This window comes from Colwellia echini, from assembly GCF_002843355.2.
GTDB lineage: Bacteria > Pseudomonadota > Gammaproteobacteria > Enterobacterales > Alteromonadaceae > Colwellia > Colwellia echini.
In genome coordinates this window covers 20022-36562 of sequence record NZ_PJAI02000006.1, presented here as the reverse complement: position 1 = coordinate 36562, position 16541 = coordinate 20022, and the positions used below count along the sequence as shown (strand labels likewise).

The 16541-nt window shown below is 35.4% G+C and carries 17 protein-coding genes; 5 read left to right on the top strand and 12 right to left on the bottom strand.

Annotated elements, in window-relative coordinates; translation table 11 throughout:
* Window positions 1-4 precede the first annotated feature (4 nt).
* The 4 genes from CWS31_RS07045 to CWS31_RS07030 form a co-directional block, all read right to left on the bottom strand.
* Window positions 5-1225: a PDDEXK-like family protein gene (locus CWS31_RS07045; RefSeq protein WP_101345441.1), complete on the bottom strand. Its 1221-nt coding sequence runs from the start codon at window positions 1223-1225 to the stop codon at window positions 5-7.
* A gap of 61 nt (window positions 1226-1286) precedes the next feature.
* On the bottom strand, window positions 1287-1574 hold the full coding sequence (locus CWS31_RS07040) for a hypothetical protein (protein ID WP_101345440.1): 288 nt from the start codon (window positions 1572-1574) through the stop codon (window positions 1287-1289).
* 53 nt (window positions 1575-1627) lie between these two features.
* Window positions 1628-2011 carry a hypothetical protein gene (locus tag CWS31_RS07035; RefSeq protein WP_101345439.1) on the bottom strand — a complete coding sequence of 128 codons (384 nt, stop codon included), beginning with the start codon at window positions 2009-2011 and terminating at the stop codon, window positions 1628-1630.
* A gap of 367 nt (window positions 2012-2378) precedes the next feature.
* Window positions 2379-2969, bottom strand: a complete 591-nt coding sequence (locus CWS31_RS07030; protein WP_101345438.1) for a hypothetical protein — start codon at window positions 2967-2969, stop codon at window positions 2379-2381.
* A 263-nt stretch (window positions 2970-3232) separates the two neighbouring features.
* Between CWS31_RS07030 and CWS31_RS07025 the strand changes: the two genes are divergently transcribed.
* Window positions 3233-4642: a hypothetical protein gene (locus CWS31_RS07025; RefSeq protein WP_101345437.1), complete on the top strand. Its 1410-nt coding sequence runs from the start codon at window positions 3233-3235 to the stop codon at window positions 4640-4642.
* Between the two features lie 114 nt (window positions 4643-4756).
* Here the strand turns inward: CWS31_RS07025 and CWS31_RS07020 are convergent, their stop codons facing one another.
* Complete coding sequence (locus tag CWS31_RS07020) at window positions 4757-5143, bottom strand: hypothetical protein (protein WP_101345436.1); 387 nt, start codon at window positions 5141-5143, stop codon at window positions 4757-4759.
* A gap of 130 nt (window positions 5144-5273) precedes the next feature.
* On the opposite strand from CWS31_RS07020, the gene CWS31_RS07015 reads away from it, so the two are divergent.
* On the top strand, window positions 5274-5828 hold the full coding sequence (locus tag CWS31_RS07015) for a hypothetical protein (protein WP_101345435.1): 555 nt from the start codon (window positions 5274-5276) through the stop codon (window positions 5826-5828).
* Between the two features lie 140 nt (window positions 5829-5968).
* Here CWS31_RS07015 and CWS31_RS17990 read toward each other — a convergent pair whose 3' ends face one another.
* The 4 genes from CWS31_RS17990 to CWS31_RS06995 form a co-directional block, all read right to left on the bottom strand.
* Window positions 5969-6142 (bottom strand): endonuclease, encoded by a 174-nt coding sequence (locus CWS31_RS17990; protein WP_148747741.1) that lies wholly within the window; start codon window positions 6140-6142, stop codon window positions 5969-5971.
* 55 nt (window positions 6143-6197) lie between these two features.
* Window positions 6198-7127, bottom strand: coding sequence for a hypothetical protein (locus CWS31_RS07005; RefSeq protein WP_101345434.1), 930 nt, complete (start codon window positions 7125-7127; stop codon window positions 6198-6200).
* A gap of 530 nt (window positions 7128-7657) precedes the next feature.
* On the bottom strand, window positions 7658-7861 hold the full coding sequence (locus CWS31_RS07000; protein WP_101345433.1) for a hypothetical protein: 204 nt from the start codon (window positions 7859-7861) through the stop codon (window positions 7658-7660).
* A 95-nt stretch (window positions 7862-7956) separates the two neighbouring features.
* Window positions 7957-8448 carry a hypothetical protein gene (locus CWS31_RS06995; RefSeq protein ID WP_101345432.1) on the bottom strand — a complete coding sequence of 164 codons (492 nt, stop codon included), beginning with the start codon at window positions 8446-8448 and terminating at the stop codon, window positions 7957-7959.
* A 145-nt stretch (window positions 8449-8593) separates the two neighbouring features.
* Between CWS31_RS06995 and CWS31_RS06990 the strand changes: the two genes are divergently transcribed.
* The 3 genes from CWS31_RS06990 to CWS31_RS06980 all read left to right on the top strand — a co-directional run bounded on the left by CWS31_RS06990 (window position 8594) and on the right by CWS31_RS06980 (window position 11599).
* Window positions 8594-10615, top strand: coding sequence for an AAA family ATPase (locus CWS31_RS06990; protein ID WP_170252804.1), 2022 nt, complete (start codon window positions 8594-8596; stop codon window positions 10613-10615).
* Window positions 10616-10683: 68 nt separating this feature from the next.
* A complete protein-coding gene (locus CWS31_RS06985) occupies window positions 10684-11106 on the top strand; it encodes a DUF6641 family protein (protein ID WP_101345430.1) in 423 nt (140 codons plus the stop codon).
* Window positions 11107-11188: 82 nt separating this feature from the next.
* Window positions 11189-11599: a DUF2787 family protein gene (locus CWS31_RS06980; protein ID WP_101345429.1), complete on the top strand. Its 411-nt coding sequence runs from the start codon at window positions 11189-11191 to the stop codon at window positions 11597-11599.
* Window positions 11600-11768: 169 nt separating this feature from the next.
* Here the strand turns inward: CWS31_RS06980 and CWS31_RS06975 are convergent, their stop codons facing one another.
* The 3 genes from CWS31_RS06975 to CWS31_RS06965 all read right to left on the bottom strand — a co-directional run bounded on the left by CWS31_RS06975 (window position 11769) and on the right by CWS31_RS06965 (window position 16443).
* The gene (locus CWS31_RS06975; RefSeq protein WP_101345428.1) at window positions 11769-13112 is read right to left on the bottom strand and encodes a DUF726 domain-containing protein; all 1344 of its coding nucleotides are present in this window, start codon (window positions 13110-13112) and stop codon (window positions 11769-11771) included.
* Between the two features lie 446 nt (window positions 13113-13558).
* The gene (locus CWS31_RS06970) at window positions 13559-14716 is read right to left on the bottom strand and encodes a hypothetical protein (RefSeq protein WP_101345427.1); all 1158 of its coding nucleotides are present in this window, start codon (window positions 14714-14716) and stop codon (window positions 13559-13561) included.
* 20 nt (window positions 14717-14736) lie between these two features.
* The gene (locus CWS31_RS06965; RefSeq protein ID WP_170252803.1) at window positions 14737-16443 is read right to left on the bottom strand and encodes a DUF3258 domain-containing protein; all 1707 of its coding nucleotides are present in this window, start codon (window positions 16441-16443) and stop codon (window positions 14737-14739) included.
* Window positions 16444-16541: the final 98 nt, after the last annotated feature.

Genomic DNA, 16541 nt, shown 5'->3' with positions numbered 1-16541 from the left:
ATGATCATAAAAATTGTTCTAATTCTTCTTGATGAGGTAAGAGGGCATTTTCTATTGCTTGAACAATTTTACTGATTTCCTTCCAAGGCTCATCAAGTCCGTTTAAAATATCATTATGTTCGACGTCAACCATATCTTCTATATTCCATCTCCATGAATAGTCAAAGTTAATAAGCCACTGTTTCCCTTTTGCTTTTTTATAACCTTTAATAGGTTCAAAAGCTTTTATAAAAATCTTCTGAAGCTCTTCCGTACTAGGAGAAATTACTGCTTTGAAAACAGCATTGTTTTTAGCCCAATTAAAGTTTATTTCAAATAAAAAATTTTCTTTATTTGTCCAGCCTTTACCTTGCTTAGGAATTATTCCTGCTAGTTTTGGGGTTAAGAACCTAGCAAACCCTTTGTTTTTTGACCCCATGACCCACCCTGAATCAATGATTTTCTTTTCAAATACTGGGTAAATCGTCGATGCTAGATCAGTTTTATGCTCAAATACAAAGTCTATTAGTTCTCTATGATTTCTGTATATTTTATCCGCTAGAAGGTTCAGTTCATCTGTTTGCATAAGTTCTCTTCTTATTGTTCTAATATAATCAATTATATATCTGGTAACACTCTGGCTTATTGATTCCGTGTGTATAGTTAATATGCTCTCAATTTGCTCTACTATTTCAACATAGGAATACAGTGCGTAATGCTCACTCTCAGCTTTTACAAGAGGCTCTTCTCCACTTGGGGTTAAATAAACAAAAGCTTTTCGCTTATCGTTAAAGTTTTTATCAATAACGTCTCTATACGTTTTTAACTGCCCAGAGTGGTCTTTGCTATCAACTTTATTCTCTATGCAAACCACTAGATCTTTATCGTCGTCACTATCCTCAATAATTAAAAGCAAATCAATATTTTTCCATTCCCGCCGTACTTCAACTGTATCAAAATTTAATTTCTCAATATCAAATTCATCTAAATCAGTAACAACTTGTGAAGTCGAAACCCCCCTTAAGAATTTAATTAAAAATAACTTACCAAGCCCATGGCTTTCATTTGGGTCTAGCAACCAACCTAGAAAATTGGAATGTCTAATTTCAGCTCTTGCGATACCAAGTATTTGAAAAATATTAGGTTGTTTAAGTCCTAGCTCTAGCTTATCAAAATCAATGTTATTCAGTAGTTCTCTATATTTTTCTCGAACGTTATAAGTATTCATTACATCAGTATTGTTCATTCCTTTACACCCTATTTCAATAAAGGTAGTTTGAAAACTCTACCTTATTATGCTTTTAAAACTAACGTCTACTTTTTAAAATATAACCATTCTCAGAATCAAAGATCTGTCCTTCACTATTTTTAAAAGTTGCTTTACGACCAATAACATAATCACTGTCTGTTGAATTACAATGCCTAACTCTATGCCCATCGGGTTTACCGTGAATATGCTTTTCACCACAAAAAGGACATATATCTGTTGGGTCACTATTCGTATTTCGATATAAAATTAGATAAATACGCCCATTAACCTCAGAACTTTGAGCACTTTCTCTTGCTGCTGATACACTACGTGACTTTTTATTCATGTTCACCTCTATAATATTCGCCTAGTACCCAATTAAGGGGCTTAATAATATGGTTAGATTTGAATGGCATCATGAAATAGTTTTATAGCCTCTTCGGATGAAAAGACTGATACTAGTTCTTGATCATGCGCTTGAATTGTATATCCCGCAGCACTGCTTTCGTCTCGTTGGAATACAGCCAAATATGAGGATTTTTTCCATGAATCATGTTTATAAGAAAAGTAAAATTCAGCTAAGAACTCACCGTTTAACATTTTTCCACCGGTTTTGACCCCATTACTAACTTTATTATCTTCCCAATTAGCCCAATTTTCAGACTCAGCAATCTCCATAGCTATTTCTTTAACTTTCTCTCTGATTGGTTTAATAAATCTCTTGGAATAGGATCTAGAATCTAGTTCTTTCAGTGACTCTTTAATAATAGGGATTAATTCCATACGGTTTAACCTTTCAGCATTGGAGTATAGGCCTAAGTGTTGTACTAATACTCATAAAGTTCCTTTTAGTGGCTAATTCGTTATTACTGGTAAACCTTAGTGTTTAGTTTTAAAAAGTAAACTTATATAAAGTTGCTACTAAGTAAGTGTTTACCACCGATAATACTACAATATACCTTTATATCATCAACAGAATGCTACAAAGAACGCTTTCTTCATCTTGATTTAAAGAATAACAATATTAAGTTGCAAAAAATGATACAAGTTATAGCTGACGTTAATACCCTCTCCTAATAATTATTTCCCCTTAATACCTAACTCAAGGTGCGAATAAAACTAGAAACATCTCAACTTGAGACATTCCTCATCAAGGCATAGCCTTCCACATTGCGTATTCAATAAGAAACATAAGTTCCATATCATATTTATGCTTATGCTTTCCTTCGCGATCTTCAATACTTTCATTAAGCCATAACCTTAGCCCATCCACATCTAGCTCATTACTGTATGTATGCCTATATTTATCTTTTATGACTTCTTCATTATTATCCACAAGAAACAAACAAGCATCTTCGAACGACTGTCTTTGCTCCCTTTTGACTTTAAATGGATAGAATTTTTCCACATGCTTAGCATCAGCAATTTGTCGGCCAAAGCGTTTCCACAACGAAGAAAGTTGATTCATTCCCAAATAATTTAATTCATAAATAATGTGTTCGCCTTCCAGAGCACCACCATCAATAACGTGCCGCTCGATCCGTTTAGCTGATATCTGACACAACTCCCTTTGCTCACTAGCTTTTATGCTGGCAAGTTGCTTCAAAAGTCGATTTAGGTATTTAACAGCTTTCTTTGTGACATTTCCTTTATCGAATTCTTTGCGAGCCAATTTGACTAGCTTATCTCCATAGTCAAACCAGTCACTTGGATTTTTCGGTTGATTAGGTTTGGTGGGCATAAAGTATCTCCTATTAAAAACCCTAATAAAACATACCGAAAAACATTTTTTAATACAACCGAAAAACAAGATTGAAAATTGATTTTTTTTTCATTAAAAACTTTTTAGTTTTTTATTTTTTGAATAATCATAATTTCGTATCTAGCTGAGAACTGTAAAAAGTTTTTAGTCACAATAGAACGTTTGAAAATAAGAGTTTTATTGGGATACACGTAGTTTGAATTAGCTACACAATAAACAATGATATTGAACGGAGTTTCAAAATGAAGTGCAAAAATAAGGGCGGTAGTATTACTGATAACACTCATAATACTATAGTTAATACTAATACTATAGGTAATACTAGTAGAGACAATGGTAAGGGTAATACAAACTTTATAGATCTATTAAATAAAACTTTAGTACCTATTTTTAATGATCAAGTTTTAGATCCTACACCTTCAAAATTTATTAGAGCCCGAGCAAGTCTTCATTCCAAATATCACAACTACTTTTGGCGAGAAGATCAATTCTGTGAAAACTGGAAACGTGTACAGTCAATATTCGATGATTACCGTCACTTACGTGAAAAAGCATTAAAGTCGCCTAAGTTAAAATCAAATGATTTTGATAATTTATTATCAGAAGACAATTTAATGTTCTTGCATCGAATGTTGACAATTAGTTTCGTAGATCCTGCAAATCATATTGAGTCTGGTATTGATGAATTTGAAATGACATTTCGCATTCCTACTGAATGGCAAAAGAATATAGTTCTGGAACTAAGCTATCATCCAGAGATTAAAGAGGCTAACCATTACACTAACAAAGGTTACTTAAAACGATATGGTAAAGTGAAAGAGTACCGTTTTAAAACAGGTGGTACATTTGTGTTCCACCGTATGAGACATGGCAGTAAAGGTGATTGCTTAATTTCATTTCGACTAAGCGAGACGCCTTGGCGTAACATTCGTACATTCTTTAATTGCATCTACGAAGCTCTAGGCGATAGAAACTATAATGGGTTTCAAGCCTCTGCAACTGTGACTCGTAAAGACCCGTACTTCTTAATCAAGGGAATACCTTTACCCATGTTACTAGTCGATACAACTAGTACCAACAACGGTAAGAAATTGAAACGCAAAGTGTTTGAAGGCATAGGAAAATTAATCCAAGGTAGTACTTATCTTGGTGATAAAAATTCAAGCCATACCATCATCTATTGTATGTATGCAAAACTCCTGCATTTGCAGCACAAGAACAAAAAGGGTAATAAACCAATAAAGGTTAAGGAGTTATTTCGTAAACTATTTAATGAACTTAGCTCTGTCCATTGTATAACCAAAATTGAGCGTCGTATCAACACTCACCAACAAGGTAGTAAATACGGTCTAGTTAAAGATATGCATAAGTTACGAGGTCATACGTTTAATAAGTTAGTGTTCTTTTCACCGTTAGCATTTAAAGAGTTAAGCCCTTCAATAGTAGCTAAAATTGTGAGTTACGGTCTAGCAAATGTGCGAAAGAAGCTGACGACCAAACAGGTAAAATCTTTGAATGAAGTGTTAGTTAATCCTGACTATAAACTCTACTTCCATAGCAAGGATGTTGTTAGCGATATTGAGATGAAGTTAACGAAATTACAACGAATAATCCAAAAGCCACGTATGCTAAAAAATACACTAAGTATCTAGTTATTCATTAGAGCAAGGACGCTCTTTCCCAACTTGAGAAAACGACTATAAATATCTGCTTTTGAGTCTAGTTAAATAGTTACCACATCGGCCACTTTATAAGCTCTATTTACCTCAACCTTCCGCATAATAATCTTTAGTATATTTTCCATTGTTAAATCGAATTTTCAATGGTCGTTTGTAGTCACAATCTTCACCACTTGCATCATCTTTCGATTTATAAGATAAAATTTCATATTCATGAAAAATTTTTAAGCCGATACTCACCGTGGACTTACTAATACATTTTCCCGTAGCTTTTTTAAACTTAGAGCAAATATGGAGTTGATCTCTAAAATCTAAGCTTTTTTCCTCTAAATGCCTTTTTAATAAAAAACATATCAATTCTATATGCTGCGCTTTAGCTTTATATTTACTTTCTTTTTTATTTTGTCTTACCTCTGTTAAAACCGACAGAAACTTAATGAAAAACTTTTCCTTTTTTATCAACCAACTAGACATAAAACACCCACTTAAATCGTATTTTTTTAATTTTAGTTTCCGTATTGGAAATTTTCACAACAATAGTATTACAGATTAATTATTATCCTTTCTGAAAGCAATTTAATACATAAATTTTAGGAAAATACAAATGACTAAAGCACCTATATTTCAGCTAACTATTAAGCCGAATTTTAATATATTTATAGATTTCCATCCAATTGAGAATATTTTTCGTTATTTGAAAGGTGACGGAACCGGTTCCTTAACTCTGAACACAAGTGACAAGAAGATCATTATAGGTTCATTAACTGTACTCTTCGATTACTATGAACCGTCTAAGCACGATATTGACGATAAGTTGAAGGTGTTAGGCTCTTTGACTTACTTAAAAAAAATGAATTGTATTGAATCATTATGGATAGATTATGATCCACAATTCAGAGAATATGAACTTGAAATAACATTTAAAGATACGTTTGACGAACGTTCTATTAGTGGCTTCTGTTATTGCTTGTTAAATTTAGTATCTCGCTCTCACAAGGTAATTACATCAACTCTCTCTGTCGAGCCAATGATTTTTAACGTAGAGGTAGATGATGAGTTTAAGCTAGTTTTAATAGGGTTTGAGCCCACAAGTGGTGAAAACGACGAAGTATACGAGCACCCTGTTTCAAAACCTTATTGTAACTTGGAAAGCCTATAAGGTTTCAAAGAGGTTAATAAGGGGCCTATCAGCCCAAAATAAAAGACTTTATATTACCTCAGACATAACCTTAAGTTGTGGTCGACTATCAAATACAGTCCATAAGATATAAGTATTACTTGAGCCGATTAGCTTAAGGTTTAAGGCAAGTTGACTTTACATACCTCGTCAACAAATGAATTACCAAGTCCTTGTCCTTTTGCTATTCGGTCATTTCTAATACATTCCCATTCATAGATAGGATCTAATTTATCCCAATATAAATACATCGTAAGTTCATTTGATGGTATTTGGGCATTATGCTCCTTGATCATATGAAAATAGGTTCGTGCAGGATTATTTATGAGCCTGTAAAAAATAACTTATTAATTATCCTTCAGAATAATCTTTATAATTTTCTTTATGCATATGAATAAATTTGAGTAATTCGTCATATTCTCTAGGCATATTCGTTTCGGCCAGTAAATCTTGCAACTTCTGCTCAAAAGACAAATCATTATGACGCAACGGACCATCGTAAAGATTATAACTATTTTTGTACCCTAATAAATTACCTAATGCTGCTCGCAGTGATTTTTGACCTGCCCCTGTAACATGCAAGGGTTCCGGAGGTGGCTTAGGTCGTGATGGTTTACTTTGTTCGATTACTTTATCAAAATACTTTGCATCTAAATCTTTGATATACTTGATGTACGGCAGCGCCACCATAACGTGCTGGTAAAGATGAAACTCAGCTTTAGAATCAAAAAGGTAGCTTCGTACTCCCCCTAAAACTTTTTTTCCTACATCACAAAGAGCTAATTGAGTCTTTGGTTGCCATTTATCTTTCCCTAAAGTTAATGGAAAAGTACTGTAACCATCTTCATTTGGCAGTAAACTTTTTAGCATATATTCGAAGACAGAATTGCTAGTATCATGATTTTCTCCTAGATAAACAGTTAAAAAGTGACTGATGAAACGCTCGTCTCTTTTAGCTTGATTATCGCCCCAATAACTTACTTTATTTTTTGACGCCCAAAGACAATAATCTTGAAGAAATACAACGAAGGGCTCAACTTCTGTTATTGGACAAAGCTGAATAATTAGAGACAAGCGTAAAGCTTCTGATTTTTCATCATTGTTGGGGCAAGCTAACAAGGGCGTTAAATCACCTTCTAAATACCAATATTTGAGCGCATCACTTACTTTTTTTTCTGCTTTAGTTTCTGGATCACTTCTTAAATGAATATCCCAAACATCGTCCCACAATTGTTGACGATTTTTTATCCAAGCAGTGTCTTTAGGTACATTAACTTTCATCTTAACTGTCTCCATTTAGGTTTATTCGTTAACAATCCTGTCTTCAACTTCAGTTATCACAGCATATTTAAGTGCTGATTTAGGGTTTATTAAAAACAAATCGATACTACCCATAATAAAAGTATCACTTGAATAGGGGGTAACATGGTCTTTATAAAGCGTTGGTTCATTAGTTGCTTCTTTTTCATCACTTGTTTAGCCATGTTTCATCTTAATTCATATTTACAGTAATAATATCAACTTTACGTGTATACTCCAGAGATCCCCTTTCTCAATAATTAAAAACCTACTGTACGTTTTTCAAAATACACTTTGGACGCAGTCACTATTGTGAACTTAACAACGTCCGCAATGTCGGATTTTTTGTCGTTAGTTAATCAAAAGCCAATGTCGGCTAAATGTAAAAATCACTTAATATATTAGTGGTAAACCCAATACAATTAAGTGGCAACAGTAAATGTTATTTGGTGGCCGTTTTAGATGATAATGCCTGGCATTGTTGTTGTAATTGGGTGGCATAACTCATGTAATTATTCAGTTTCATGAGTATTGCCGTCACCATCCCTGTCTTTAACATCATCAAAAACGTAATCACAGCCACAATAAAATGTTGTGTGTTGATCAAAGTAGATAGCTTTTTCTGCTTTTGATTTAGCATTGGGAAAGCTGGTTGGGTAATCTGCTTGTACAGAAAAACACAGAATTGTGAGTACAAATATTAAAAAACGAAGCATAGTATCCTTACCTAGGCTCTATTGGGGATGATATATAATATATAACCTAAGACCTCCTTACCTTCTAACACTTTCTACTTATCCAAGCACACAACTTAGTTCTGCCTTACTAACTCAAGCAGTTGCTCCTCAAGTTGAGTTGCGTAACACACATTTGCCTGTTTTATTAGTTCAAGGTGCTCTTGTGTGAAATATGAGCTAGGTATTAGCTTACCGTGTTTATCTAACTGATAAATTATATCGTCCTGCCACTGCTGAATAAGCTTATCCCTTGAAAGTCCTTCTTTCAACTCATCCCAACCTGCGTGAACTAACTCTATATAGCCTAGGCGTTCAACATCTTTATTGCTCCCCTGCACTTCATACACTTCCAAGGCTGATATTTGCCAAGCAATATCATTTATCTCTAACGTAACAAATGAAAGTAAAGCTTTAGGCTCAATAACGGGTGCCATAAACATCGCAATGAGTAATTCACTTTCAGGAATAACATCCGCCTCAAGCAGCTCTTTAACTCGAGGCGATAGGTTAAAACCAAGATTTGAGGTATCAAGGTTTAGGGCAATCTCTATATTTTTATCTGTCATAACATCTTCCTAGTAATTAATTGTTTTCTAGTTAGAAATTACTAAGCACAAGAGTCATCAACCGTAATTAGGTTGTCAGAAAACTCCATTAAAACAAGGAACTAAATAAATTAGAATGGTATCAAAGCAACCAAATAGGAAAGCTATGAATACAGTACATTCTCATGCGCGATATCTAGCATCAACTATCGCTTCAAACATATTAGAGGTTGAAGTCTTTGATGATGAGTTTTTGGATGATTTACCACGAAGTATTATCACCAGAATAACTGGAATACCTTTTAAGAAGGTCTACGGGAAATGCCCAAAGAAGAAGTTAAATAGTCTCAAGAAAACGTTAGCATTAGCTAAAAGAAAACAGCCGACAGACATACCATTAGATCACAACTTAAACTTAATAACCTCAACCCTTGATTTGCCGAAACACTGTATTCCGCTGCTAAGATTATGCGTATTAACTACGCTTAATGATGGACTTTACGCTCTATTTGAAGAGCATCTTAGGCATTGGGTTGATGATATTGAGTTCATTATCGCTGAAGTACTCAATATTTCAGTCGATGAACTATCTGATGCTATTCAATTAATAGCTAAAACATCTGTATTTGAACAAGATATCAGTTCATTTTTTTCGATGTTAATCATGCCTTATAAGCTAGCAAGTAACTTACTAATCAAACCTGCAATAACCTATTCAGACCTACTTGATGGAATGTATCACCAAACTACCCTCACTAAATTAAGTATTGCCGATTACCCTCATCTTGAATTGAGTTATGTCAGTGAATATTTAAAACAAGCGGTTGAGAATAAAACGGTTGGCGTGAATATACTTTTTCATGGAGTGGCGGGCACAGGAAAAACCGAGCTATCTAAGGTACTAAGTAAGTTTGCAAAGGCTCAATTAGTCGCGGTTAAAGCGGTTGGTGAAAATAGATATCGGGTAGAGGATGAATTAACGTCAGGCAAGAATGTAGCGCATTTGCGTTTACAGCATTACCGCTTAATGCAAAGCCTGTTTGAGTCAGATAAAGCAACTTGTTTACTGCTTGATGAGGTCGAAGATGTATTCACTGAATATCTAGATGGAATTAAAGTTTCTAAGGATAGGCTTCATGCTGTTTTAGAAACAAATACTCCGCCCTGCTTTTGGATAACCAATCATCCAGAAATGTTACCTGATTCGGTTATCCGTAGGATGAGTTATGTGATTGAAGTACCGCCACCACCGAAACATATCAAGGCTGATATTCTTGCCAAACCATTGAAAGGTCTTCGCTTATCAAGTGATTATAAAAACAGTTTGGCCACTATTCCTGATTTAACACCAGCGCATGTGGTTAACGCCAGCAATATAGCTAGAGCATTACACTTAACAGGCAAAGCTGCCGAGCCGTGCATAGACCATCATATTGAGCAGTGTTTATCCGCCTGTGGGTTACAAACATCGGTAACTAGCTACAAACCTGAAATGGAATTCGACCCACGATTTATTAATCTTAGTGGCTCACATACCAAGATTGGCGAGGTGATTGATACGGTAACTAATTTTACGGGTAGTCGGTGCTTGTTACTTGGTCCTCCCGGTACTGGGAAAAGTGCTTTAGTTCATCACATTGCGGAGACTTTAGAGAAAGAGTTAATCACTATTAAACCTAGTGATGTACTGTCAAAATTTGTGGGTGAAGCCGAACAAAATATTGCCAAGCTGTTTAAACAAGCAAGTGATAGTGATGCAATTGTTTTCTTAGATGAAGTAGATAGCGTATTAACTTCTCGTTCAGAGCTACACAATCATCATGAGCGCGTCCTAGTGAACGAAATACTGCTTCAATTAGACCGTAGTGAACAGACAGTCTTTGCGGCAACAAACTACGCTCAGAATCTCGACATCGCACTCCAACGCCGTTTTGATTTCAAATTGAATTTTGAATACTTAACAGTGAAGCAAGTACTTACATTATTTACTGAAAACGTCGGCAGCTTATCAAGTCAGATAAAAGAAGAGCTAGCCAAGTTAAAGCACTTAACGCCCGGTGATTTTGCTGTTATTTCAAGGCGAAACCGCATGAATAAAAAGCCGTTAAGTGAAAATCAAAACCTAGACATCTTAATCCAAGAGAACAACCGAAAAACTCAAACCAAAACAATCGGCTTTGTGAATTAAACCAACCAAGTTTTTAACCGAAGCATTATTGCTTCACCCATAACCTAAACCTTTAAAAGGAAAACACTATGAGTATTTTAAAATCACTCACATTAACCCCTGCCATAAATAAAAACACAGGTAACCCAAGAAGGCAAAAACTACTCAACCGCCTTGATGTACAACTTAAAATGGCTGAGGCATTAATTAACAATAGCTCTTACGTTCCAACGAAAGAAAAATTTGAGCTTGATGAAACAACAGGATTGAAAACCAAACGAAAAATTCAAAAGAACGTCGCTAAATGGTGGGTTAAAGTTGACAATATTTTATATTTTTCTGTTCGGTATGGTAATAAACCATTGGAATTATCTAAAGGAAATTTCAGTATCCAAATTGGTGAGGAATCAGAGCTTGTACCCACAATTAAAAAAGTTATAGAAGCCGTTGCTAATGGTGAACTCGATACGCTATTAGAGAACGTAACCACTAATTTAACTAAGAAAAAGTAATTTGATACTAGCTAAACCCACGCCCCTTTGTTAGGGGCTTTACCTACCCGTATATCAATATTCATAAACCCAAGGAATTAACATGATTCGAATTAAACACGAAGGTCTAGATGTGCCTATGAGTCCAATGTTCACACTTTACATTGCCGACTTGCTTGCGCCACATGAAAATGAAAAAGCGGTAACGATTAACTTTCGTGACCCCGACTATAGTGCAGATAGAGGTGGTTATCACCCCGTTGAAATACGATTAGAAAACGAAGGCGACGAGTGGAGATTTTCATATATAACCGATTTTTGTCATGTCGGGAGTGGCTATATGGCTGAACTTGCTAAAGAGCTCGACTGGGACTTTGATGCTGGAGTCTTCAACAGTCTATTCGGAACATACCCTATTGAACAAACAATAGAGATGTTCCAAGTATGGGAGTCTAACTTTGTTTATTACGCTATGGTATCTAAGGTATTTACCATTCAAAAACGAGCAGATTAAGTAGGTTACTTAATAACTGACCTTTTATGAGTAATGTTCGAATGAAGTAACCAAAGTGTGATTTAACGATCTACAGAATATTTTACCTAAACCACACGCTTTATCGCAAAACAGTGGTCAATATGACTGACCACTCCTTCAAAAAAATGACTTTAAAGTACTTCAATCATTAAGTATTATCTCGAACGTCTGGATATACCAACTTCAAAATATCAGCATAATTACTTTTCCATGACATATGTGAATCAACGAAATCACTACAATCTATATTAACGATCTTCTCTATATTAAAGGGAATCGGGTAATAACCAATAGGTGCAGATAAGTTAGCATTTGCTATTTTATACATCCGGTTTAACACCATATCTTGCTTACTATAACAATTGTATAATTTCCCATCTATCGATGAAATTGCATCCATCCAGCCCTTCTCATCATCTTTCCCTACGGCTCCGCCAAGCAAGATAACGTCGTGAACATATTTATGCTTCTTTGATCCTAAGGCAGCTAAAGCATAGTATATAACCCTACAACCTAATGAATGCCCTACAAGATTAAATTTTTGTCCTGATGTTCTCGATATACTTTCAGCTAGCTGAGCTCCAGCTTGAGAGGCGCGAAGCATTGCTGAGTGCCATGGATTAGAGATCAAGTCAGAAACAAATAAAATAGTACCAGCAGCTCCCAATTTAGTAGCCGCCTTTACTCCTCCTTTTTTCCCTAAAGCCATAAAAGCTGCTTTTGCAGATTGCTTACTGACACCTCCTGCAAATGTAGCTCCCAAACTTGCATTACTTTTTGCGTCCCAAGTTACTCCGTATATAGAATGTTTCAAACCAAAAAAGAGCTGTTCGACTTGCCAGTCATGAAAATCAGTTTCATTTTTTTGAGTAAAACCATTTATGAAAATAGTTTTATCTTCAGATTCTTTAACATCTCGTAATTTTTTTATGCAAAAGCTAGGATCATCACCATGAAATTTATTTGCGAGTACCCCTCCTAATACTCCGCCTAAAGCACCTCCGCTTGCAGTAATAAGAACTGTACCCGCAGCTACAGAGCCACCTATCGCAGCAAGTGATGCACTTGTCAATGCAGCCCCACTTAACCCTGATATGGTAGCGCCAGTACCCGCGGCCCCCAATACACCAAGATTACCAATAGCAGCAGCCACTGCACCAGCCCCGCCTCCCGTACCTATAATTGCGGTTGCACTTGCAATACCAGCACCAGCATAAGCAACATGCTTAGCTGGTTTTAAAAGATTCTTTTGTTCTCTAACAAATAACGTCTCGTACTCTGAAATATCATTAATGCTTAGCGTTAAAGATTTAAATGATGCTATAGATCCATCATGTTCTGCACAAAGTTCATTGTTCCAACTTTGATCTATCTTTGCAAAAGCAGAAGTTGCCTTACCTATAATCCCTAATATTTTCCCTTCTTTATCATCCATTCGACGCGCTTTTTTGATGGTTTTTAGGGTCTCTTCACTAGGAGTACTTTTTGACATGTGTGAACAATACCTACACTCCACCGTACTATTTTTACACCCTGAACATTGATAGATATTTCTCTTAAAGAAATTTTGCACAACTAAAGTATGCTCTGTCTTTTCAAAACACCATGAGCAATAACTTGTTGTATCTAACTTTATTTTCTTTATTGTTTCTGACATTATTTTCATCTGGTTAATTATTAGGTAAATACTTGAGGGTTAAATTCCGATCTATATTCGTATTATTTCTTGTATCTTTTTGTTATCCTTGAATAAGTATTTAATATAAATACCACAGTAATTCGATCATCGCATTAAATTTGGAACAAAAATCCCTATTCAATTAGGAACAGAGCTTTCTAATAATGGAACTGCAAGACCAAATTAAACCATCATTTCTTTCGAAATTGGATTTTAAACTCGTCAGGTCTACTAATTCCAGCATTGTAACAAAGCAATGACTATATCGATTGTCTCCTTAGTTTTGACCTAGCCCATCGAGAGAATTGGTTCTGTAATATATTTAGTCGTACCCCTAGTTTTTCTTCAACTTCATTTAAAGGCGTAACATTACATAGGTTTTGTTGTTCAATTTTAATAAGTTTCGCGAGCACAGACTTCCGTTTTGGGTGCTCCATCATATAATAAATAAAAGCCCAACTGGTAGCATACAAACGTTGCCTTAAGTCTGAATCCCATTGGCTACTAGTTGCGGAAAATAGAGTATTTAAAGGTAATGGATCTTTAGATATAACATTTTTCTTGGTCCAATCACTATTAGGATAAACTTTAGCTGAGTTACCTACCACGTGAATAAATTCACTATATTCAGCAAGCCCTTCATTTAACCACCTTGGCGTATAACCAATAATAGCGCGGTTAATAGCATGTGTTGCTTCATGAGCCGCCGTTCTCATTGTTCGTTTGTTACTTCTGAATAAGAGATATGCCTTATTATTACTGTGGCTATAAAACCCATTAATATTATCTGCGGTTGACATATTATGCTGCTTTTTAATTTGATTAAAAGCAGTTTTAGATTGATAAACATGTAGTTTGATGTCGACTTTCTTTAATGAATCCCTATCAAGTAGTTGTCCGTATAACTCAAATACCTTATTCAACCTTACAGTCAGATTTTGATTGAAGTCGTAAGGTAAGCTTTCAGTATTTAAGTCCAGATTAAAGTAATCAAAAACTTTCTCACCTGCGTAACTGAGTAACTCAAATTGCCCTTCGTCAGGTGCTTTATCACTAACATGATAAATACCATTATCATCCGTCCAAGTATAAATATTACCGACCTTTTTATATTTCACCTCACCTAATGAGGTATCTACACAAACCGGCCTATTACCAACTTCAGCATGTGAATAATTCTGCCCTGTATCATCTGCTGAATTTCCGTTTGGTTGAGGATTTTCCTGTTTATTTTCTAATGCTTTTATGACTACAACGTCTACTTCTTGAATATTTAAAAATAGGGACTCGAACCACCGAATGCTTTGAGCAACTTTCGGTTGTAAATTAAGTTTTTCCTCTGCAAAATGGTTAGCTAATATTAAGCTAGCGGCACATGCCAACCCAGTTAAAAGTATAAATAATATTTTCCGTATCAACACTCTATCCTTAAGCTTTATTACACTTCAAACGCATCAATTATCGGGATTAAATTCTTTATGTTTGTCACTTTATGCGTGTAATTACTCGTTATACCAAATGAACTAATTTCATGCCCAACAACTTGTTGAAGTAGATTAATATTAACTTCAGGTGCACTCATACACTTAGTTATAAAGGTATGGCGGAGGCTATGAAAAGATCGAATATGATCAAGTTCATTCGTTGGTGCTATATTTAAACTAGCCATATGACGAGGCATCCAACCTGTTACCACTTCAACATTGTTCAAAGCTGCAAAGACTCTATCTTCACACCCTTCAACATACTCAATAAAACCAGCGTCAACTAGCGCATTATGTATTGGAATGATTCGTTTGGAGTTAGACGTTTTCAAGTTTTGACTTTCATGATCATCTGTTATCAACAAATAATAACGGTTAGTGGCTTCATCATGCTTAACATCATTTTTTCTAAGTTGTACTAACTCACCTCGTCTTGCGCCTGTATATATTCCAAGATAAATAATCCACTTTTTCCATGGCGTATTCTCATTTTTGGCTGAATTTAACAAACGCAGTAACTCACTGTCATTGAAAATACCGCGTATTCTCGCTTTAAAGTTACGTTTGATATAACAAGGTGATGTTGTAATGTAAGCAATAGTGTCTCGTTTCGCATAAGAAAATATCCCCATTAGCCACTTATGATATTGCTCAACTGATTTCGGTGATTGTAAGTGCTCATCAGGCACATCAACATTAAGGCGCTCTTTCCACGACATTTTATTGTATGGACTGATATTCATCCGAGGTAGTTCAAAGCACCTATCAATAAATAGACCTATGTCTTGTTTTGTATAAGTATCAATCGGTTTATCTTCAGTAAGGGCTAGCCAGACGATATGCATCCGCTCGTAGCTTTTTTGCATTTTCTCAGAGAGTTTATCTTTTGTAATCTTCAGTGCTAAGAATTCAGCGTAAACTTGAGAAAATAAAGGTTTAGTTGACTTAGGTTTAACTGGAGGTGTGTCTGAAACAGGACTAGTTACATTAGAAGATAAGAGCTGCTGGAGTTGACGTTCAGCTGTTGCATCACCTTCGAAAATAGTCTGTAGTAATTCATGTTTCACTTTAGACGATGTGGTTAGTTTACTCACTAAAACACGAAATGCTAACGTCGATGTATTCGCATCAAAGCCTTTACTTAACAGTAGCTGCCTAGCCAATTCATTAACACCGCTTTCATCAACATCACCAGACAAACCAACTAACACTTTAGCCATTGAAGATAACGCTTCCATAAAAGGCCATTTATCAGCTTCTGACAAACCGCCTATGACTTCTTGTAATCTAATAGTTCGAGTTTCGTTATCCGTTGCTTGAGCAATATAAGACAACTCATCTTTGAACTTATTATCATCTCCGAGCAGACTTGTTTGACCTAAAACGTTAATTGCATGTGCGCCATTAGAGTAACCTTGCTCAAGCTCAGCAATTACAGCATCAATATCATTAACCGAAAGTTGTTTTAGCATAGCGTCCTTAATCTTCATCAACGTTGGTTTTATTTCACTAGTGTCTAATGATTTTGACGTGATAACAAGCTGTTTTAGTTGTTGAATATAAGGTTTATATCGATGAAGTTTTTGTAATGCCAGTGATAAATTTTGAGTATTGAATGCAATCCGAACTTCCCTTACCCCTAACCTCTTAGGAAGTCTCATTCGAAAATAAAACCTCTCTCGGCGGATATAAAGATATTTAGTGCCTGCAATTACCTTCATTGAATTAGATTAAATGGGTCACCGTGTATCAAACCGTG